The 19,434-nt window shown below is 61.3% G+C and carries 15 protein-coding genes; 12 read left to right on the forward strand and 3 right to left on the reverse strand.

The window, feature by feature from the left end:
- Positions 1-141: 141 nt before the first annotated feature.
- The 10 genes from csrD (at position 142) to ACTJJ6_RS19590 (ending at position 14,358) form a co-directional block, all read left to right on the forward strand.
- A complete protein-coding gene (csrD, locus tag ACTJJ6_RS19545; RefSeq protein WP_151254430.1) occupies positions 142-2,076 on the forward strand; it encodes an RNase E specificity factor CsrD in 1,935 nt (644 codons plus the stop codon).
- A 412-nt stretch (positions 2,077-2,488) separates the two neighbouring features.
- Positions 2,489-3,532, forward strand: coding sequence for a rod shape-determining protein MreB (mreB, locus tag ACTJJ6_RS19550; protein ID WP_003855260.1), 1,044 nt, complete (start codon positions 2,489-2,491; stop codon positions 3,530-3,532).
- 94 nt (positions 3,533-3,626) lie between these two features.
- A complete protein-coding gene (gene mreC, locus ACTJJ6_RS19555; RefSeq protein WP_028127540.1) occupies positions 3,627-4,652 on the forward strand; it encodes a rod shape-determining protein MreC in 1,026 nt (341 codons plus the stop codon).
- Complete coding sequence (gene mreD / locus ACTJJ6_RS19560) at positions 4,649-5,137, forward strand: rod shape-determining protein MreD (RefSeq protein ID WP_004936918.1); 489 nt, start codon at positions 4,649-4,651, stop codon at positions 5,135-5,137. Before mreC ends, mreD begins: the two co-directional genes overlap by 4 nt.
- A gap of 10 nt (positions 5,138-5,147) precedes the next feature.
- Complete coding sequence (locus tag ACTJJ6_RS19565) at positions 5,148-5,732, forward strand: Maf family protein (protein WP_004936921.1); 585 nt, start codon at positions 5,148-5,150, stop codon at positions 5,730-5,732.
- A 38-nt stretch (positions 5,733-5,770) separates the two neighbouring features.
- Entirely contained in the window at positions 5,771-7,240 is a 1,470-nt protein-coding gene (rng, locus tag ACTJJ6_RS19570; RefSeq protein WP_016930237.1) for a ribonuclease G, read from the forward strand.
- 88 nt (positions 7,241-7,328) lie between these two features.
- Positions 7,329-11,132 carry an AsmA2 domain-containing protein YhdP gene (gene yhdP / locus ACTJJ6_RS19575; RefSeq protein ID WP_440803785.1) on the forward strand — a complete coding sequence of 1,268 codons (3,804 nt, stop codon included), beginning with the start codon at positions 7,329-7,331 and terminating at the stop codon, positions 11,130-11,132.
- Positions 11,129-11,989 (forward strand): deaminated glutathione amidase, encoded by an 861-nt coding sequence (gene nit1, locus ACTJJ6_RS19580; protein WP_440803782.1) that lies wholly within the window; start codon positions 11,129-11,131, stop codon positions 11,987-11,989. Before yhdP ends, nit1 begins: the two co-directional genes overlap by 4 nt.
- Positions 11,990-11,996: 7 nt before the next feature.
- Positions 11,997-13,442 (forward strand): metalloprotease TldD, encoded by a 1,446-nt coding sequence (gene tldD / locus ACTJJ6_RS19585; RefSeq protein ID WP_016930234.1) that lies wholly within the window; start codon positions 11,997-11,999, stop codon positions 13,440-13,442.
- A 151-nt stretch (positions 13,443-13,593) separates the two neighbouring features.
- Positions 13,594-14,358, forward strand: coding sequence for a CDP-diacylglycerol diphosphatase (locus tag ACTJJ6_RS19590; RefSeq protein ID WP_440803877.1), 765 nt, complete (start codon positions 13,594-13,596; stop codon positions 14,356-14,358).
- A gap of 59 nt (positions 14,359-14,417) precedes the next feature.
- Here ACTJJ6_RS19590 and ACTJJ6_RS19595 read toward each other — a convergent pair whose 3' ends face one another.
- Positions 14,418-16,100 (reverse strand): PglL family O-oligosaccharyltransferase, encoded by a 1,683-nt coding sequence (locus ACTJJ6_RS19595; RefSeq protein WP_049299909.1) that lies wholly within the window; start codon positions 16,098-16,100, stop codon positions 14,418-14,420.
- Between the two features lie 693 nt (positions 16,101-16,793).
- The gene (gene uriH / locus ACTJJ6_RS19600; protein WP_049299908.1) at positions 16,794-17,735 is read right to left on the reverse strand and encodes a uridine-preferring nucleoside hydrolase UriH; all 942 of its coding nucleotides are present in this window, start codon (positions 17,733-17,735) and stop codon (positions 16,794-16,796) included.
- A gap of 207 nt (positions 17,736-17,942) precedes the next feature.
- Between uriH and ACTJJ6_RS19605 the strand changes: the two genes are divergently transcribed.
- Both ACTJJ6_RS19605 and ACTJJ6_RS19610 read left to right on the forward strand, forming a co-directional pair.
- Complete coding sequence (locus ACTJJ6_RS19605) at positions 17,943-18,218, forward strand: zinc ribbon domain-containing protein (RefSeq protein ID WP_016930230.1); 276 nt, start codon at positions 17,943-17,945, stop codon at positions 18,216-18,218.
- Positions 18,215-18,559 carry a hypothetical protein gene (locus ACTJJ6_RS19610; RefSeq protein ID WP_033639293.1) on the forward strand — a complete coding sequence of 115 codons (345 nt, stop codon included), beginning with the start codon at positions 18,215-18,217 and terminating at the stop codon, positions 18,557-18,559. The genes ACTJJ6_RS19605 and ACTJJ6_RS19610 overlap by 4 nt, the downstream gene beginning before the upstream one ends.
- Here the strand turns inward: ACTJJ6_RS19610 and aaeR are convergent.
- Positions 18,550-19,434 (reverse strand): HTH-type transcriptional activator AaeR (gene aaeR, locus ACTJJ6_RS19615; RefSeq protein WP_440827424.1); only part of this gene is annotated, 885 nt, incomplete at its 5' end. The genes ACTJJ6_RS19610 and aaeR overlap by 10 nt on opposite strands.

The raw sequence follows: 19,434 nt of genomic DNA on the forward strand, positions 1-19,434 counted from the left end.
GCATAATAAGCGGCCCAAGTCCTGATAAAGGACAAAAACGGCGCTTGCAGGTTTTATTCCTCGGCAAGGCTTGTTAGGGTTGGACGGCTCCTTTTAGCTAAAGGGGCACACTCACTTAACCATAGCGGACAAGGCACAGGGATGCGATTTACCACCAAACTCTCTGCATTGATCACTCTGTTGGTCGCGCTGGCGATGTTTTTGATGCTGATGGGGTGCTCATACAGCTTCTTTTACGTTACCCAGGATCGCCAGGAGCGCCGCTTTGATTCGCTGGCCACCTCTCTCGATCAAGCCATGTTGCATGAATCGCCGCGCGATCAGGAGAAGTGGTTGCCGATTGTCATGCGCCCGCTCGGCATTGTGTCGATCCGCGTAGAGGCCGGGACCAGCCAACTGCTCGACTATAAATTGCCGACGCTGAAAAAAGAGCCCTGGGATGCGCTGAACGGCTATCGTCAGGTCTCGCGAACTCTGTTGCAGCACCCGGGCAGTACGCTGCACATCACCTACCTCGATCCCTTCGCCAGCGACGTGCGCACGCTGCAATCCACCGCCGCCGTCACGCTGTCGATCGTCGTCATGGTGGTGATTTTGCTGTTCAGCCTGCGCTGGCTGCGTGAGCAGGCCGACGGCGAAGATCGTCTGGAACGCCGCGCGCGGCGCATTCTGAACGGCGAGCGTGAAAACGTCATGCAGGGCGACGTGCGTGAGTGGCCGGCCAACGTCAGCGGCGCGCTCGACCGCCTGCTGGCCGATCTGGCGGAAGCGCGGGAAGAGCGCAGCCGGGTCGATACGCTGATCCGCGCCTTCGCCGCGCAGGACGCCAAAACCGGGCTGAATAATCGCCTGTTCTTCGATAACCAATTGACCACTCAGCTGGAAGATGAAGGCTCGCACGGCATCGTGATGATGGTGCGGCTGCCCGATTTCGAGACCCTGCGCGAGACGCACGGCAGCGTGGCGGTGCAAGAGCTGATGTATTCGCTGGTCAACCTGCTGTCTACCTTCGTGATGCGCTACCCGTCGGCGCTGCTGGCGCGCTACTTCCACAGCGATTTTACCGTGCTGTTGCCGCATCGAACCCTGAAGGAAGCCGACGGCATCGCTTCACAGCTGGTCAACGCCATCGATGCCTTGCCTTCCACGGCGCTGATCGATCGCGAGGCCTTCCTGCACATCGGCATCGTGGCGTACCGCAGCGGTCAAACCACCGAGCAGGTGATCGACTATGCGGAGCAGGCGACGCGCCACGCTACGCTGCAGGGCGAAAACGGGTGGTATGTGTACGACAGCCAGGTGCCGGAAAAGGGGCGCGGCAGCGTCAAGTGGCGCACGCTGCTGGAACAGGTGCTGGCGCGCGGTGGCCCGCGGCTGTATCAGAAACCGGCGGTGACCGTGGAAGGCGAGGTGCACCATCGTGAGATCATGAGCCGGATCCATGACGGCACCCAGGAATTGCTGCCGGCGGAATATATGCCGCTGGTGCAGCAGCTCGGCTTGGCGGAGAGTTACGATCGCCAACAGGTGAGCCGCATCATTCCCTTGTTGGCGCAGTGGCCCGAGGAAACGCTGGCGTTTCCGCTGTGCGTGGACTCGATTTTGCAGCGCTCTTTCCAGCGCTGGCTGCGCGATACGCTGTTGCAATGCGAAAAAAGCCAACGTCGGCGAATTCTGATTGAACTTGCGGAGGCAGATGTGTGTCAACATATCGACCGTTTGCGTCCGGTGCTGAGGCTGCTGTCAGGGCTGGGCTGCCGTCTCGCGGTGTCCAAAGCGGGTTTAACCGTGGTCAGTACGTCCTATATCAAGTCGCTGCAGGTGGAGATCGTCAAGCTCCACCCGGGGCTGGTGCGGAGCATCGATAAGCGGGACGAAAACCAGCTGTTCGTGCAGAGCCTGACCGGCGCCTGCGCGGGCACGCGCGCTCAGGTGTTCGCCGCCGGCGTACGCACGCGCAACGAATGGCAGACGCTGAAAGAGCGTGGGATCCATGGCGGGCAGGGCGACTTTTTCGCATCGCCGGAACCTATCGACGTGGGGCGTAAAAAATATTCACGTCGTTATCGCGTTTAAGCTGATTGACGGACAAAAATTGACGTAGAATGAGGGCCGGATCCATCTGGGCCTCGTTACCGTCTTTTTGGAGTTTTTTCCAAACTGCCTGCGACAACAACGCCTATTTGAGATAGGCTCTTGTCAGCTTTTATCTGGTTGGCGTTGGTAGGTGCTTACCATCGGCGGCAATCAGGGAATATGTTAGATTTTATGAGCTGTGTTACGCCGTTTCGTGCGTTGACAGGGTGGTAAACTGAGCCTTTGTTCAGGGAATTCAGGCCTCATCCAATTTCCGTGCATTCGAGCAGAAACAATACAGACTATTTTTCACCGAAGTAGAACGTTTTTGCGCCTTGTCGCTGCTTCGTGTGGTTGGTAAAGTAGGCGGATTTTATTTTCCGCCCCCAGCTTGCAGGATTATCCTTTCGTTATGTTTAAGAAATTTCGTGGCATGTTTTCCAACGACTTGTCCATCGACTTGGGTACCGCCAATACCCTGATTTATGTTAAAGGGCAAGGCATCGTACTGAATGAACCTTCGGTGGTTGCCATTCGTCAGGATCGTGCCGGCTCCCCAAAGAGCGTTGCGGCCGTCGGTCATGACGCCAAACAGATGCTGGGCCGCACCCCCGGCAACATCGCGGCTATTCGCCCGATGAAAGACGGCGTGATCGCCGACTTCTTCGTGACCGAAAAAATGCTGCAGCACTTTATCAAACAGGTTCACAGCAACAGCTTCATGCGCCCAAGCCCGCGCGTGCTGGTCTGTGTGCCGGTCGGCGCGACCCAGGTTGAACGCCGCGCGATCCGCGAATCCGCCCAAGGGGCCGGCGCGCGCGAAGTGTTTCTGATTGAAGAGCCGATGGCGGCGGCGATCGGCGCAGGTCTGCCGGTCTCCGAAGCGACAGGCTCCATGGTGGTGGATATCGGTGGCGGTACCACTGAAGTGGCGGTGATCTCGCTGAACGGCGTGGTGTACTCCTCTTCCGTGCGCATCGGCGGCGACCGCTTCGATGAAGCCATCATCAATTATGTGCGCCGCAACTACGGCTCGCTGATCGGCGAAGCCACCGCCGAGCGCATCAAGCACGAAATCGGTTCTGCCTATCCAGGCGACGAAGTGCGCGAAATCGAAGTCCGCGGCCGTAACCTGGCCGAAGGCGTACCGCGCGGCTTTACCCTGAACTCCAATGAAATCCTCGAAGCCCTGCAAGAGCCGCTGACCGGCATCGTCAGCGCGGTGATGGTGGCGCTGGAGCAGTGCCCGCCAGAATTGGCCTCCGACATTTCCGAACGCGGCATGGTATTGACCGGCGGCGGCGCGCTGCTGCGCAACCTCGATCGCCTGCTGATGGAAGAAACCGGCATCCCGGTCGTAGTGGCGGAAGATCCGCTGACCTGCGTGGCGCGCGGCGGCGGCAAGGCGTTGGAAATGATCGACATGCACGGCGGCGATTTGTTCAGCGAAGAATAGTCAGCCCCTGGAAGGAGGAATCGTATCGGATGAATGCGCACAGCGAGAATCGGGTACGGTTCCTCTTTCTGTTGTCGAGGAACTCGCATAATTTATGAAGCCGATTTTTAGCAGGGGGCCTTCCCTGCAACTGCGACTTTTTTTGGCGGTGATTGCGGCCATTGGCCTGATCGTTGCCGACAGCCGGCTCGGCACGTTCGTGAAGATACGCAACTACATGGACACCGCAGTCAGCCCTTTCTATTTTCTGGCCAACGGGCCACGTAAAGTTTTGGACAGCGTGTCAGAGACGCTGGCCACCCGCCAACAGCTGGAGCTGGAAAACCGCGCTCTGCGGCAGGAACTGCTGCTGAAAAACAGCGATATTCTTCTTCTTGGCCAATTCAAGCAGGAAAACGCCCGCTTGCGCGAGCTGCTGGGTTCTCCGCTGCGTCAGGACGAACACAAGATGGTCACCCAGGTGATCTCCACCGGTTCCGATCCGTATAGCGATCAGGTGGTGATCGACAAAGGGTCGGACAACGGCGTCTATGAAGGCCAGCCGGTCATCAGCGACAAGGGCGTGGTCGGTCAGGTGGTGGCGGTGGCGAAAGTCACCAGCCGCGTGCTGCTGATCTGCGACGCCTCGCATGCGCTGCCGATCCAGGTGCTGCGCAACGATATTCGGGTGATCGCCGCAGGCAGCGGCTGCGCCGACGATCTGCAACTGGAGCATCTGCCGAACAACACCGATATCCGCGTTGGCGACGTGCTGGTCACCTCCGGTCTCGGCGGCCGCTTCCCGGAAGGCTATCCGGTGGCGGTGGTCTCCTCGGTCAAGGTCGACAACCAGCGCGCTTACACTGTGATTCAGGCGCGGCCGACCGCCGGTCTGCAGCGCTTGCGTTACCTGTTGCTGCTGTGGGGCGCCGATCGCAACGGCGACATGCCGCTGCCGCCGGACGAAGTGCACCGCGTGGCCAATGAACGCCTGATGCAGATGATGCCGCAGGTGCTGCCGCCTGCCGGTTCCGTCGGGCCGCAACTGCCGGCTCCGGCCACCGGGGTGGCGCCGCAAACCACGGCTCCGGCCTCTGCTCAGCCTCAGGTTCAGCCCGCGGCGGCGGGGGTGGTGCAATGAACAGCTACCGCAGCCACGGGCGCTGGATAATCTGGCTGTCGTTCCTGGTGGCGTTGGTGCTGCAAATCATGCCGTGGCCGGAACAGATCTACATGTTCCGGCCTTCCTGGCTGGTGTTGATCCTGATCTACTGGGTGATGGCCTTGCCGCACCGGGTCAACGTCGGCACCGGCTTCGTGCTGGGGCTGATCATGGATCTGATCCTCGGTTCCACGCTGGGCGTGCGCGCGCTGGCGCTGGGCATCATCGCCTATCTGGTGGCGTTCAAATTCCAACTGTTCCGCAATATGGCGCTGTGGCAACAGGCGCTTATCGTCGTGCTGCTGTCGCTGTCGATGGATGTGGTGGTGTTCTGGGCTGAGTTTTTAGTGATCAACGTCTCTTTCCGCCCAGAGGTGTTCTGGAGTAGTGTGGTAAACGGCATTTTGTGGCCGTGGTTATTCCTGTTGATGCGCAAAATCCGCCGTCAGTTCGCCGTACAGTAAGGGTATATCAATGACTTCGCTTTATCTGGCCTCCGGCTCCCCACGTCGACGTGAACTGCTGACCCTGCTGGGCGTGTCGTTCGACATTCTGCTGACGCATACCGAAGAGCAGCGCCGGGAAGGCGAAGCCGCGGAGGCCTATGTGCGCCGCCTGGCGCAGGACAAGGCCAAAGCGGGCGTGGCGCTGGCGCAGGAAGATCGGCCGGTGCTGGGCGCCGACACCATCGTGGTGCTCAACGGCCGGGTGCTGGAGAAGCCGCGCGACGAAGCCCATGCGGCGGACATGCTGGCGGCCCTGTCCGGCAAGCAGCATCAGGTGATGACGGCAGTGGCGATCGCCGATCGCCACGACGTGCGTTGCCAACTGGTGGTGACCGACGTGACGTTCCGCAGCCTGTCACAACAGGATATCCGCGACTATATTGCTACGGGCGAACCGATGGATAAGGCGGGCGCCTATGGAATTCAAGGAAAGGGTGGTTGTTTCGTCAGAACGATAACCGGGAGTTATCACGCAGTGGTTGGTCTGCCGCTGGTCGAAACACATGAGCTGCTCAGTAATTTTGTCGCATTACGTGATGTAAGAACCGGTTGATGGGCGCTGCCATTATCGACCGGCTCTGAGGAGAAGGCATGACAGCTGAGCTACTGGTTAATATCACACCGTCTGAAACGCGGGTCGCCTATATCGATGGCGGCATTCTGCAAGAGATCCATATCGAACGCGAATCCAAACGCGGCATCGTCGGCAATATTTATAAAGGGCGCGTCAGCCGCGTCCTGCCGGGCATGCAGGCGGCGTTCGTCGACATCGGCCTGGACAAGGCCGCCTTCCTGCACGCCTCCGACATCATGCCGCATACCGAATGCGTCGCCGGCGACGAGCGGAAAAACTTCCACGTGCGCGACATCGCCGAGCTGGTGCGCCAGGGGCAAGACCTGATGGTGCAGGTGGTGAAAGATCCGCTTGGCACCAAGGGCGCGCGTCTGACCACCGATATCACGCTGCCTTCGCGTTATCTGGTCTTCATGCCGGGCGCGGCGCACGTCGGCGTGTCGCAGCGCATCGAAAGCGAAGCCGAGCGCGAGCGCCTGAAGGCGATCGTGGCGCCGCACTGCGACGAGCTGGGCGGTTTTATCATCCGCACCGCGGCGGAAGGCATCGGCGAGGAAGAGCTGGCGCAGGACGCCGCATTCCTCAAACGCCTGTGGACCAAGGTGATGGAGCGCAAGAAGCGCAACCAGACCAAATACAAGCTGTACGGCGAGCTGGCGTTGGCGCAGCGCATTTTGCGCGATTTCGCCGGCGCGGCGCTGGATCGCATTCGCGTCGATTCGCGGCTGACGCACGATCTGCTGGTGGAGTTCACCGGCGAGTACATTCCGGACATCACCAACAAGCTCGAGCTCTATACCGGCAGCCAGCCGATTTTCGATCTGTACGATGTGGAAAACGAGATCCAGCGCGCGCTGGAGCGCAAGGTGGAGCTGAAGTCCGGCGGCTATCTGATCATCGATCAGACCGAGGCGATGACCACGGTTGACATCAACACCGGCGCCTTCGTCGGCCACCGCAACCTCGACGAAACCATTTTCAATACCAACATCGAGGCGACGCAGGCCATCGCGCGCCAGCTGCGGCTGCGCAACCTGGGCGGCATCATCATCATCGACTTTATCGATATGAACAACGAAGAGCATCGCCGCCGGGTGCTGCACTCGCTGGAGCAGGCGTTGAGTAAAGATCGGGTAAAAACCACGATCAACGGCTTCTCTCAGCTAGGCTTAGTTGAAATGACGCGTAAACGCACGCGTGAAAGCATTGAACATGTGCTCTGTCACGATTGTCCTACTTGCAATGGGCGCGGCACCGTGAAAACGGTGGAAACCGTGTGCTACGAGATCCTGCGCGAGATTGTGCGTGTGCACCATGCTTACGATTCCGATCGCTTCCTGGTGTACGCCTCCGCGGCGGTCGGCGAAGCGCTGAAGAGCGAAGAGTCGCATGCGCTGGCCGAAGTGGAGATCTTCGTCGGCAAACAGGTGAAGGTGCAGATCGAACCGTTGTACAGCCAGGAGCAGTTCGACGTCGTCATGATGTAGCCCGCCCGACATCGATAGGGGCCCGGCACGCCGGGCCCGTCAGTGCATAGATATTCCCGTTGCCAGGCAGCGGAGCAAGGAGAACTGCGTGAGGCGACTGCCTGGGATTCTGTTAGCAACAGGCGCCACCCTAATCGTGATTGTGGCGCTGCTGATCAGCGGGCTGCGCCTGATGCTGCCGAAGCTGAACGACTATCGTCCCCAACTGCTGGCGCAGGTGGAGAAGCTGTCCGGCGTGCCCGTGCAGATGGATTTCCTGCAGGGCAGTTGGGAAACCTTCGGCCCACAGCTTGAAGTGCGCAACCTGAGCGTTACGCTGCCCAAAAGCGATGTGCATATCGAACGCGTGACGCTGGCGCTGGACGTGTGGCAATCGCTGCTGCACTGGCGCTGGCAGTTCCGCGATCTGACCTTCTATCAATTCCGCCTCGATTTGAACGCCACGCTGGGCGCCGATCGGCAGGGCGACGGCCTTGAACCCGGTAAAATCAGCGATCTGATGCTGCGCCAGCTCGACCATTTCGATCTGCGCGACAGCCGTATCTCGTTCCTGACGCCCGCCGGCGCGCGCGCCGAATTCGACATTCCCCAGCTGACCTGGCTCAATGGCCGCGATCGCCACCGCGCCGAGGGGCAGATCAGCCTGTCGACGCTGAATGGCCAACACGGCGTGGTGCAGCTGCGCATGGATCTGCGCGATAATCAGGGCCTGCTGGACACCGGCACGGTCTATCTGCAGGCCGATAACATCGACATGAAACCCTGGTTTACCCGCTGGCTGCGCGCCAATACCGGGCTGGAAAGCGCCGACTTCAGTCTGGCGGCCTGGCTGCAGGTGCAGAACGGCGAAATCGCCGGCGGCCATGCGTTGCTCAAGCAGGGGGCGGCCAACTGGAATACCGGCGCCGCGCAGCACCGGCTGGACGTGGACAATCTGGCGCTGTCGTTGCGCCGCCAGGGCACCGGTTGGCAGCTCGACGTGCCGCAGCTGCGGTTGAGCACCGACGGCCAGGCCTGGCCGCAGGGCGCGCTTTCCGCGCTGTGGCTGCCGGAAAACACCGAATTCATGGGGCCGGCGCAGAATGAAGAGCTGCGGGCGCGCGCGACTCACCTTCAACTGGAGCGCCTGTCGGCGCTGCTGCCGACCTTCTCGTTCCTCAGTCCGGACGCGCTCGAGCGCTGGAACGATCTGCAGCCGCAGGGGCAGGTGGCTGCGCTGGCGCTGGACATCCCGCTCAAGCAGCCGGAAAAGAGCCGTTTTCAGGCGCTGTGGCGCGATGTCAGCTGGCAGCGTTGGGAACTGCTGCCGGGCGTCAACCACTTCTCCGGCGCGTTGAGCGGCGGGGTGGAGAACGGCCGCCTGACGCTGGGGCTCACTGACAGCACCCTGCCTTACGGCGACATGTTCCGCGCTCCGCTTGAAATCAGCAGCGCGCGCGGCGCGCTGACCTGGCGTTACAACGACCAAGGTTGGGAGCTGGCGAGCCAGGGCCTGGACGTCAAGGCGAAGTCGCTGTGGGTCAACGGTGATTTCCGTTATCAGCAGCCGGCCAAGGGCGAGCCGTGGCTGAACATTCTGGCGGGCATCCGCCTGTATGACGGCGCCGACGCCTGGCGCTATTTCCCGGAGCCGTTGATGGGCAAGCATCTGGTGGACTACCTGAGCGGCGCCATTCAGGGCGGCCAGGTGGATAACGCCACGCTGATTTATTCCGGCGATCCGCAGCACTTCCCGTATCGTAAAAACGAAGGGCAGTTTGAAGTCTTCGTGCCGCTGCGTCACGCCACCTTCCAGTTCCAACCGGGCTGGCCGGCGCTGACCGATTTGGCTATCGATCTCGATTTCGCCAACGAGGGATTGTGGATGCATGCGCCGCAAACCCGGTTGGGCAAGGTGGCGGGCAAAAATATCAGCGCGGTGATCCCGGATTACCTGAAAGAGCGGTTGCTGATCGACGCCGACGTCGCGGGGGCGGGCAGCGACGTACATGACTACTTCATGCAGACACCGTTGCACGATTCGCTGGGGGCGGCGCTGGAGCAGCTGCAGATTGGCGGTGATGTCAGTGGGCGCTTACATCTTGATATCCCCCTGGACGGCGAGCAGGTCAGAGCCACCGGCGAAGTGGCACTGAACAACAATTCGTTGCTGATAAAGCCGCTGGACAGCGAACTGCAAAAGCTCAGCGGCAAGTTCCGCTTCGACAACGGCAACCTGCAGAGCGATCCCCTGTCGGCCAACTGGTTCGGGCAGCCGGTGGCGGTCGACTTTTCCACGCAGGAAGGCGAGCGTGACTACAAGGTCAACGTCGGCCTGAAAGGAGACTGGCAGCCGGGCAAGTTCCCCGGCCTGCCGAAAGAGGCCGCCGATGCGCTCAGCGGCAGCGCACCCTGGCAGAGCCAGGTGGCCATCACGCTGCCGCACCAAGGTTCGGCCAGCTACGATATCGGCCTTGACGCAGACCTGAAGAAAGTGAGCAGTCACTTACCTTCACCGCTGGACAAGGCGCCGGGCGAAGCGCTACCGGTGAACGTCAAGGTCAAAGGCGGTTTGAACGGCTTCATGTTGACCGGCAGCGCGGGCAAACAGAACCGCTTCAACAGTGAATGGAACTTCGACAAAAAACAGGTGAATCTGGCGCGCGCCGCGTGGCAAACCAACGGTGGCGGCACCCCGCCGCTGCCGGCCGGCAAATCGATGACGCTGAACCTGCCGGCGCTGGACGGTGAGCAGTGGCTGGCGCTGCTGGCGCCGGCACTGAAACAGGGCGGCGGCAGCGGTCAGGTGGGCGGTTTCAGCTTCCCTACCACCGTGGCGCTGACTACGCCGCAGCTGCTGTTGGGCGGCCAGGCCTGGCATAAGCTGACGCTGTCGGCCGAAAAACAGCTTGGCGCTACCCTGGTGAGCGCCAAGAGCGACGAAGTGGACGGCAGCCTGCGGGTGGCCGATCGCGGGCCGTGGCGCGCCGATATCAACTACCTGTATTACAACCCACAGTTCGCCGAGACGAAAAACGCGGCGGGCGCGGCGGCGCCGTCGCCCGAGAAACTTTCCTTCCGCGACTGGCCTTCGCTGATGTTGCGCTGCAAGTCGTGCTGGGTGCTGGGGCAGAACCTTGGCAAGGTCGAGGCGGATCTGACTAATCGGGGGGATACCCTGACGCTGGATCACGGCCTGGTCGATACCGGCAAAGGGCGCATGACCGCCACCGGCCTGTGGAAACAAAACGCGCAGGAAGAGCGCAGCTCGCTGAAAGGCAAACTGCTCGGCGGCAAGATCGATGAAACCGCCGCCTTCTTCGGCATCACTATCCCGCTGAAAGGGGCGCCTTACGACGTGGACTTCGATCTGTACTGGCACGGCGCGCCGTGGCAGCCGCAGGTGAATACGTTGAGCGGCGCGCTGCAGGTCAAGATGGGCAAGGGCGAGATAGACAGCATGGGCGGCGGCCGCGCCGGCCAGCTGCTGCGGCTGGTCAGCTTCGACGCCCTGCTGCGCAAGCTGCAGTTCGATTTCAGCGATACCTTCGGCAAAGGTTTCTACTTTGATTCCATCCGCAGCACCGCCTGGCTGAAAGATGGCATAATGCATACTGATAATCTATTGATCGACGGCCTGGCGGCGGACATCGCCATGAGCGGCCAGATCGATCTGGCGCGCCGCCGCATCGATATGGAGGCGGTGGTGGCGCCGGCGATTTCGGCGACCGTCGGCGTGGCCACGGCGTTTGTCGTCAACCCGATCGTCGGCGCGGCGGTATTTGCCGCCTCGCAGGTGCTGGGGCCGCTGTGGAGCAAGATTTCGCTGATTCGCTACCATATCGGCGGCGATCTCGACCAGCCGAAGATCAATGAGGTACTTCGTAAGGCAAAGGAGGATAAGGCGTCATGAGGAATGCTAACGTTGCGTTGTTGCAGTTGTGCAGTGGCGATCAGGTGCGCGATAACCTGGCCCAGATTGAACAGCAGATCAAGCAGCTCAATGCCGGGGTAAAACTGGTCATGACGCCGGAGAACGCGCTGCTGTTCGCCAACTCCGCGGCCTACCGCCAACAGGCGGAAAAACAGGGCGATGGCCCGCTGCAGAACGCGGTGCGCGAGCTGGCGCGCCGCTATGGCGTGTGGTTGCTGGTGGGCTCGATGCCCTTGATCAGCCGTGAAAACCCGGAACTTATCACCACCAGCAGCGTGTTGTTCGACGAGCAGGGCGAGATCCGCGCCCGCTACGACAAGCTGCACATGTTCGATGTGGACATCAACGATGCGCACGGCCGCTACCGCGAGTCGGATACCTACCAGCACGGGCAGCACCTGACGGTGGTGGATACGCCGGTCGGGCGTTTGGGCATGACCATATGCTACGATCTGCGCTTCCCCGCGCTGTTCCAGGCGCTGCGGGCGCAGGGCGCCGAATTGATTTCGGTGCCGGCGGCCTTTACCCGGGTCACCGGCGAGGCGCATTGGGAAATCCTGCTGCGCGCCCGGGCGATCGAGAACCAGTGCGTGATCCTGGCGCCGGCGCAGGTGGGGCGACACGGGCCGACTCGTCGCACCTGGGGCCACACGCTGGCGGTTGACGGCTGGGGCAAGGTGCTGGCCGAGAACGCGGACGCCGTGGCGGCGCTGAAGGTGCGCGTGGACACCGCAAGCCTGAAAAATATTCGTGCGCAGATGCCGGTGCTGCAGCACAACCGATTCCAGACGTCGCTGACGGCGCCGTCTGACAAGCTATCCTCCAATCAAGAGTGAAACCATTATGAGCCTGACGTTTGTCAGTGAGCAGTTACTCGCTACCAACAAGCTGAGTCATCAAGACCTGTACAGGGTACTGGGTCAACTGGCAGAACGCCGTATCGACTACGCCGATCTCTATTTCCAGTCCAGCTATCACGAAGCCTGGGTGATCGAGGACGGCATCATCAAGGATGGCTCTTACAATATCGACCAGGGCGTCGGCGTGCGCGCCGTCAGCGGTGAGAAGACCGGCTTCGCCTATGCCGATCAGATCACCCTGAATGCGCTGCAGCAGAGCGCCCAGGCGGCGCGCAGCATCGTGCGCGAGCAGGGCGACGGGCGGGCGCATACCCTGGGTGAAATCGGTTACCGGGCGCTGTATCCGCTGCTCGATCCGCTGCAAAGCCTGCCGCGCGAAGAGAAAATCGCCCTGTTGCACCGCGTCGACAAGGTAGCGCGCGCCGCCGATGCGCGGGTGCAGGAAGTGAACGCCAGCATCACCGGCGTTTACGAGCAGGTGTTGGTGGCCGCCACCGACGGTACGCTGGCGGCGGACGTTCGCCCGCTGGTGCGCCTCTCCGTCAGCGTGCTGGTGGAGCAGGACGGCAAGCGTGAGCGCGGCTCCAGCGGCGGCGGCGGCCGTTTCGGCTATGACTATTTCCTGGAAACCGTCGACGGCGACGTGCGCGCCGACGCTTACGCTAAAGAAGCGGTGCGCATGGCGCTGGTCAACCTCGGCGCGGTAGCGGCGCCGGCCGGCAATATGCCGGTCGTGCTGGGCGCCGGCTGGCCGGGCGTGCTGCTGCATGAGGCGGTGGGCCACGGCCTGGAAGGCGACTTCAACCGGCGCGGCACCTCGGTGTTCAGCGGCCATATGGGCGAGCTGGTGGCGTCCGAGCTGTGTACCGTAGTGGATGACGGCACCCTGCAAGGGCGCCGCGGCTCGCTGGCGATCGACGACGAAGGCGTGCCGGGCCAGTACAACGTGCTGATTGAAAACGGCGTATTGAGAGGCTACATGCAGGACAAGCTCAACGCGCGCCTGATGGGCGTCGCGCCGACCGGCAACGGCCGCCGCGAGTCCTACGCGCATCTGCCGATGCCGCGCATGACCAACACCTACATGCTGGCGGGCCAATCGACGCCGGAAGAGATCATCGCCAGCGTCGAGTACGGTCTGTACGCGCCGAACTTTGGCGGCGGTCAGGTGGACATCACCTCCGGCAAGTTCGTGTTCTCCACCACCGAAGCCTACCTGATCGAAAAGGGCCGCATCACCAAACCGGTGAAAGGGGCGACGCTGATCGGCTCCGGCATCGAGGCGATGCAGCAGATCTCGATGGTCGGCAACGATCTGGCGCTCGATAAAGGCGTGGGCGTGTGCGGCAAGGAAGGCCAGAGCGTGCCGGTAGGCGTCGGCCAACCGACGCTGAAACTGGATACGTTAACCGTCGGCGGCACGGCGTAATCTTTCCTCAAGGGGCCATGCGTTGGCCCCTCAACCATGCTCCATTTCGCGGCCTTTCTCGCATTCGTAACGCTAAGCGCGGCAGGACGCCGTAGCCTGCACGACATAATGGAATGAAATTGACGTGGCGAAAAAACAGAGCATGACAAGAATGACGCGCCTGGCATTATCCGCTCGGCGTTGGCTGCTGGTGCTGGGCGTTCTGTCCCTGACGGGCTGCGCCCGTTCCGATGCGCTGTGGGGCGTGGTCGATAAACTCTGCATGGCCAACTATCAGCAAAAACGCAATCCGGCCCCGTGCGAGCAGATTTATATGCCGCAGGGGAAAGCGCAGGGCTTTAGCGTGCTGCAGAACCCGCGTTACCCTTATCACTTTATCCTGGTGCCGACGGCGCCGCTCTCCGGCATTGAAAGCCCGCAGCTGCTGGTTGGAGAACGGACGGACTATTTTGGCTATGCCTGGCTGATGCGTTACCGGCTGGCCGCCGAGTATGGCGGGCCGGTGCCGGATGATATGTTGGGCATGGCGCTCAACTCCGCTTACGGGCGCAGCCAAAACCAGTTGCACATTCACCTGACCTGTCTGCGCGAGGACGTGCGGCGCCAATTGCTGGCGGAGCGCCCCTACATACAGGAACAATGGCGGCCTTTGCCGGATAAGCTGTTGCGCCACACCTACTATGCCCGCCGCGTGATGCAGCCAGCCGTGATGGGCATCTACCCGATTAAGGATTTGGCTGATTATTTCCATCTGTCGCCGCCGCAGCTGGCGGAATATGGCGTGGCCGTCGTCCCGACCACGTTTGCCGGCCGGCAAGGGTTTATCTTGCTGGCCTCGAAGCGCGGCTGGGACGTCGGCAATCGCGCGTCGGTAGAGTCGCTGCTGGATAAAGAGTGCGCGATATTGCCACGTTGATTTTGCTACATAAATGACGCAGGTGAGAGCGACGAGGCATCGCTCTCACCTTGTTGCCCCTACCTAAACCGCGCATCCTGCGCAAACAGGAAAGCGGCTTCCCGCAGGCGAGCGTCGGCTTCCGCCTGGGCCCCCTGATAGCGCAAGATCATGATCAGCGTGGCGTAGACGTTGGCGTCGATACGGCGCTGCAGATAGGCATTGGCCCACTGCCGATAGCCGGTCAACAGGGCATCATCACGTGTCTGGTTATAGACCAGCAGCGCGTGAGATTGCTCGTCGAACGTTTTGCGCTCCCGGTAGATCCAGGCGGCTGGCGGCGGCATCTGCTCGATGCTGTCGATGTTGGCCAGCATAGTGCGTTCCGACTGAGTGAGCGCCATGCGCCCTTGCCAGGCGAAGACCGCCATCGCCAGCACGCCGACCGCCGCCATCGCCACCGGCAGGCTCAGGGCTTTGGCGAACGGCAGCGGGCGGGGCTCGCCGGTTTGGCCGTCCAGCAGCGCCAGCAGCAGCAGAAACGCCAGCCAGTGCGGCGCAGACAGATAGAAAGGGTATTCCAGCTGAGTGTGTATCAGCATCGGCAGCAGCACCAGGAACAGGCCGACGCGCGCACCGTTCGGCTGTTCTCGATCCCGTTGCCAGGCGCTTTTCAGCAGCCGTACGCCGGCGGCAAGGACGATCATGATACCTGCCAGCGCCGGCAGACCACCCTCAACCCACCACAGCAGGATTTCATTGTGCGGATGCCCGGTGACTTCCAGCACTTCTCGCCAGGGCATTTCCTGCAGGCGGAAGTGCGCGAAGCCGTATTCAAAACCGCCGTAACCCCAGCCCAGCAGCGGCTTGGCCAGGATCATGGCGCCGACGTCGTGCAGCATGGTCAGGCGCGCGCTGTTGGATAGCCCCCGACCGATCAGGCCGGTGTGACCCTCCAGACCGAAACCGGTGAACAGCACCGTGAGGCCGATCGCCATACCCAACAGCAGCGCGCCGCCGGCCCAGCGGCTTGCGGCCGGGCGCTGGCGGGCAAAACGCCACAGCAGCAATGCCGCCGCCAAGGCGCCGCCGAGCCAGGCGGCGCGCGACTGGATCAGCACCAGCAGGGCGGAGAAAACGGCCAGCAGCGTGAGCAGCGGGATTTGCCGCCGCCGCATCGGCGCAGAGAGGGGAGCAAGCAGCAGCCAGAGCGCCAAAGCCAGCCCGGTGGCGATAAAGCTGCCCAGCACGTTCGGTTGCTGAAAGACGCCGTAGACCCGGCTTTCGTGAGGGGATACCCACGCCAGCGCGGGGGCGAACAGTTGCAGAGCCGCCAGCAGCGCCTGAACGCCAGCGGCGAACAGCAGACCGTACAGCAATAGGTTGCGCTGCCTGGGGGTTAGGCGCAGCTGCAGGCAGGCGACATAGAACAGCCAACCGCCGAGCAGGCCGGCGCAGCGCCACAGGGCGTCTTCGCGCCACTCGGGGCGGGTATACAGCAGTGGCAGCGCCAGCACGGCGATGCCGAGCAGCAATAGCCGGGCGGTGGGGGTAAGCGAAAGGCGGATGCGACCCAGGCAAACGGTAAACGTCACGATCAGCGTAGTGAGCGCCATGACGCCCCAGGCCTGAATGTTTTGCGGCAGCGCCAGACCGTCGCCGCCCATATTGGGATGATAGATCGGCAGGAGCGCCGCCATCCAGATCAGCAGCAGGGGCAGCACGGCGATGGTCGCTGCGTTAGCGGGAGATTTATCGGCCATGGTTAACCTGCCAAGGCCTGATAGCGTTTATTGAATGCATGTTTTGATTATTCCCTATCCTTTATCCTGATGTTGAAATGTGTGTAATGTTCAATTCGAAAATGTCTCACGGGAAATTTAAACCGTCTTCATGGTGAAGCGATAAATAATGTTTGCCCTGAGAATGCGTGAGGCTGTGCGCCTAAAGAAAGGTTAAGCCGTATTTTTCACCCGCAAAAGGCATTTTTGTTTTCTCAAAAACAGACGCGCTATTTTCTCAAATCTATTGCGATTCAGTCAATTTTTAATCCAACTATTATTTTTATTTATTAAAATCAGTTGGTTGGTCTTTGTGTTGGCGTGTGTAAATATCGTGAAGCATCCCGGCAATGGCCTAGATCGGCAGGTAATGTGAAGAATAAAATAGGTATCTGCTTGTTTAATTTTTTTCGTCAGCGGCGGCATGACGGAGGAGGTTTATTTCATCGTTTCCCATTGCTGATTTTTAAATTAAAAGTGATTTTCATGGTTTTATTTTTATTAAGATTCTTCTTGTCTCTATCTGTTTATTTAGGTTTTTATAAAATGATTTATTGTTAGGATTGTTCTGCTGAATTGGAAATAAAAGACGTTATGTCTTGAGCCTCCCCGTTGCCGCGGCAGAATACAGACTAACGCGCCTGCCCAAGCGCGTTAGTCTTGTCTCCCGTCCGCTTACTCCACCTCACCGATCCGCTCCAGCGCATCCACCACCAGATCCCAGAATTTATCCTGATCCAGTTTGACCGCCACCTGGGTGTGGCAGTCCGGCGGCGGCGGCGCGCGGAAGTCCGTGACCGTCATGCCCAACGTCAGGGTGCCGGTCAGTTCGATATCCACCGGCGCTTTACGCACCGTCATGACGCTCGGGTCGATCACGTAGGCCACCGCGCAAGGATCGTGTACCGGCGGGGCGCTGAAGCCCTGTGCCTGTTGGTACATACGGCCAAAGAATGCCAGCAGTTCGCCTACGAAGGCGGCCGGCCGGGTGCCGAGGGCGGCGATGCGTTCGCAGACGGCCGGCGTGGCCAGCGCCTGATGGGTGAGGTCCAGCCCGACCATGGTGAGCGGCCATTTTTCGTTGAACACGATGTGCGCCGCCTCGGGATCGATTTTGATATTGAACTCCGCCACCGCGCTCCAGTTGCCCACATGATAGCCGCCGCCCATCAGCACCACTTCCTTGACCCGTTCGGCAATGCGCGGCTCTTTACGCACCGCCATGGCGATATTGGTCAGGCCGCCGGTCGGCACCAGCGTCACGCTGCCCGGCGGGTGGGCCATCACGGTCTCGATGATCAGGTCTACCGCATGGCGTGAGTCCAACTGCAGGTGGGGGGCCGGCAGCACCGGGCCATCGAGGCCTGAGTCGCCGTGAATGTCGGGCGCCACTTCGATATTGCGCACCAGCGGGCGCGGGCAGCCGGCGGCGAAGGGGACGCCGGTGATATTGGCGATGCGGGCCACCGCCAGGGCGTTACGCGTCACTTTGTCCAGCGTCTGGTTACCCACCACGGTGGTGACCGCCAGCAGGTCGATCTGCGGATTGCCCCAGGCCAGCAACAGAGCGATGGCGTCGTCATGCCCCGGGTCACAGTCCAGTATGATTTTTTTCATGGTTATTCCTGATGCAGGGAGAGGTTTCCGCAGCATAACGCAGCGCGGCGGCGTGGGATAATGCCGATGGTGCTTTTGTTAACGGCATCAAAGCCTTGTTACTTTTACGATGTAATGAAACGTAAATCCTGCTCGCCGGGCTTTACCCTGGAGTTTACTCCAGGGTTTACAGTGAGGTTCAGCGTCAATGCACAGAGGAGAGGCGGGATGAGCTTACTGAAACGGTTGTTGGGGCAAGGCGGTATTAACGGCGGTCATCAGCGCGCGGGCCACGGCGGCGGGCATCATGGCAACCGCTATAACCAGCATGGCGAGCCGGGGCCGCTGTGCCCGGAATGTCGGGCTGTGAATAAATCGGGCGCGCGTTATTGCCACCGCTGCGGTCAGCCGTTTGCCGCGGTGAGCGCCACCTGCGGCCAGTGCGCCGCGCCGTTGCCGTCGGGCAGCCGATTTTGTCCGCAGTGCGGCGGCGGTGTGCCGTGAACCGGGGCGGTTGGACACTCGCGCTGCTGCTGGGCGCCATGGCGCTATGGACGCTGCTGGCCTGGGGCGTAGCCGGGGTGCTGGCCTGGCTCCCGGCGTTGGCGGAGGCAGCCGGGAATGCATCGTTGCCGGTAAACGGTGCGCTGAGCCTGGTGCCGCAGGCGGTGCTGGACGCCTGGCTGCCGTGGCTGAAACAGCTGGGCAGCGGGCTGGCGAGCTATTTTCCTGCGCTGCTGACCTGGGCGGGCTACGCCATCTGGCTGCTGTGGGGCTTCGGCATGGTGGCGCTGACGCTGCTGGCCGCGCTGGCGCGACGCTATTTGAGCGCTGCTCAGCGATAGCCCTGATAGACCGCCGCTACGCGTTCGAAATAGTCGGTTAAATAATTGATGCACACCTGCACCTTCAGCGGCAGTTTGTCCTTCTCGGTATAGAGCGCGTAGATCGGCCGCGGATCCGAATGGTAGCTTTTGAACAGGATCTCGATCTCGCCGCGTTTGATCTCTTCGATCACCCACATCAGCGGGGCGTAGGCGATGCCGGCGCCGTTTTTCAGCCAACGGATCATGGTGGAGGAGTCGTTGGTGACGAAGCGCCCCTGCGGGGAAATGCGCGTGGTGATGCCTTCCGGCGACATCAGTTCGAATTCGCTGTCGGGCCGCACGCTGTACTCCAGCCAGGAGAAGTTGACCATGTCGCTCGGCTTCTGCGGCGTGCCGTGCTGGCTCAGGTAGCTTTTGGCGGCGCACACCACCATCGGCATCTGCCCCAGGCGGCGAGAGAACAGGCTGGAGTCCTGCAGCGCCCCGGTGCGGATCACCAGATCCAGCCCGTCGGTGATCAGATCCGGCGCCGGAATGCCGGTTACCAGGTTGACTGTCAGGCCCGGGTACTCTTTCATCATCTCGGCGGTCATGTTCGCCAGCACGTTTTGCGCCATGGTGGATGAGCTGCCGATGCGTAGCGTGCCGGCGGGCGTGTTGTTAAACGCATACAGTTGTTCATGCACTTCGCTGACTTCCTGCAGCATGCGTCGGCAGCCCTGATAGTAGATTTTGCCGGCCTCAGTCAGGCCGATGCTGCGCGTGCTGCGGTTCAACAGCTTGACCTGCAGCTCATTTTCCAGTTTCGAGACGGTTTGGCTGATCGATGAAACGCTCATGCCGAGTTGGCGCGCGGCCGCGGTAAACGACCCGAACTCAACCACTTTGGCGAA

It is taken from the genome of Serratia sp. 22278 (genome assembly GCF_052045405.1).
In the GTDB taxonomy this organism is placed as follows: Bacteria; Pseudomonadota; Gammaproteobacteria; order Enterobacterales; family Enterobacteriaceae; genus Serratia; species Serratia marcescens.

Excerpts from the sequence above, each read along its gene's own strand:
- mreD (WP_004936918.1), top strand. The coding sequence starts at position 4,649 with ATGAACAGCTACCGCAGCCACGGGCGCTGGATAATCTGGCTGTCGTTC.
- csrD (WP_151254430.1), top strand. The coding sequence starts at position 142 with ATGCGATTTACCACCAAACTCTCTGCATTGATCACTCTGTTGGTCGCG.
- mreB (WP_003855260.1), top strand. The coding sequence starts at position 2,489 with ATGTTTAAGAAATTTCGTGGCATGTTTTCCAACGACTTGTCCATCGAC.
- ACTJJ6_RS19605 (WP_016930230.1), top strand. The coding sequence starts at position 17,943 with ATGAGCTTACTGAAACGGTTGTTGGGGCAAGGCGGTATTAACGGCGGT.
- ACTJJ6_RS19565 (WP_004936921.1), top strand. The coding sequence starts at position 5,148 with ATGACTTCGCTTTATCTGGCCTCCGGCTCCCCACGTCGACGTGAACTG.
- ACTJJ6_RS19590 (WP_440803877.1), top strand. The coding sequence starts at position 13,594 with ATGACGCGCCTGGCATTATCCGCTCGGCGTTGGCTGCTGGTGCTGGGC.
- ACTJJ6_RS19595 (WP_049299909.1), bottom strand. The coding sequence starts at position 16,100 with ATGGCCGATAAATCTCCCGCTAACGCAGCGACCATCGCCGTGCTGCCC.
- mreC (WP_028127540.1), top strand. The coding sequence starts at position 3,627 with ATGAAGCCGATTTTTAGCAGGGGGCCTTCCCTGCAACTGCGACTTTTT.
- rng (WP_016930237.1), top strand. The coding sequence starts at position 5,771 with ATGACAGCTGAGCTACTGGTTAATATCACACCGTCTGAAACGCGGGTC.
- tldD (WP_016930234.1), top strand. The coding sequence starts at position 11,997 with ATGAGCCTGACGTTTGTCAGTGAGCAGTTACTCGCTACCAACAAGCTG.
- nit1 (WP_440803782.1), top strand. The coding sequence starts at position 11,129 with ATGAGGAATGCTAACGTTGCGTTGTTGCAGTTGTGCAGTGGCGATCAG.
- uriH (WP_049299908.1), bottom strand. The coding sequence starts at position 17,735 with ATGAAAAAAATCATACTGGACTGTGACCCGGGGCATGACGACGCCATC.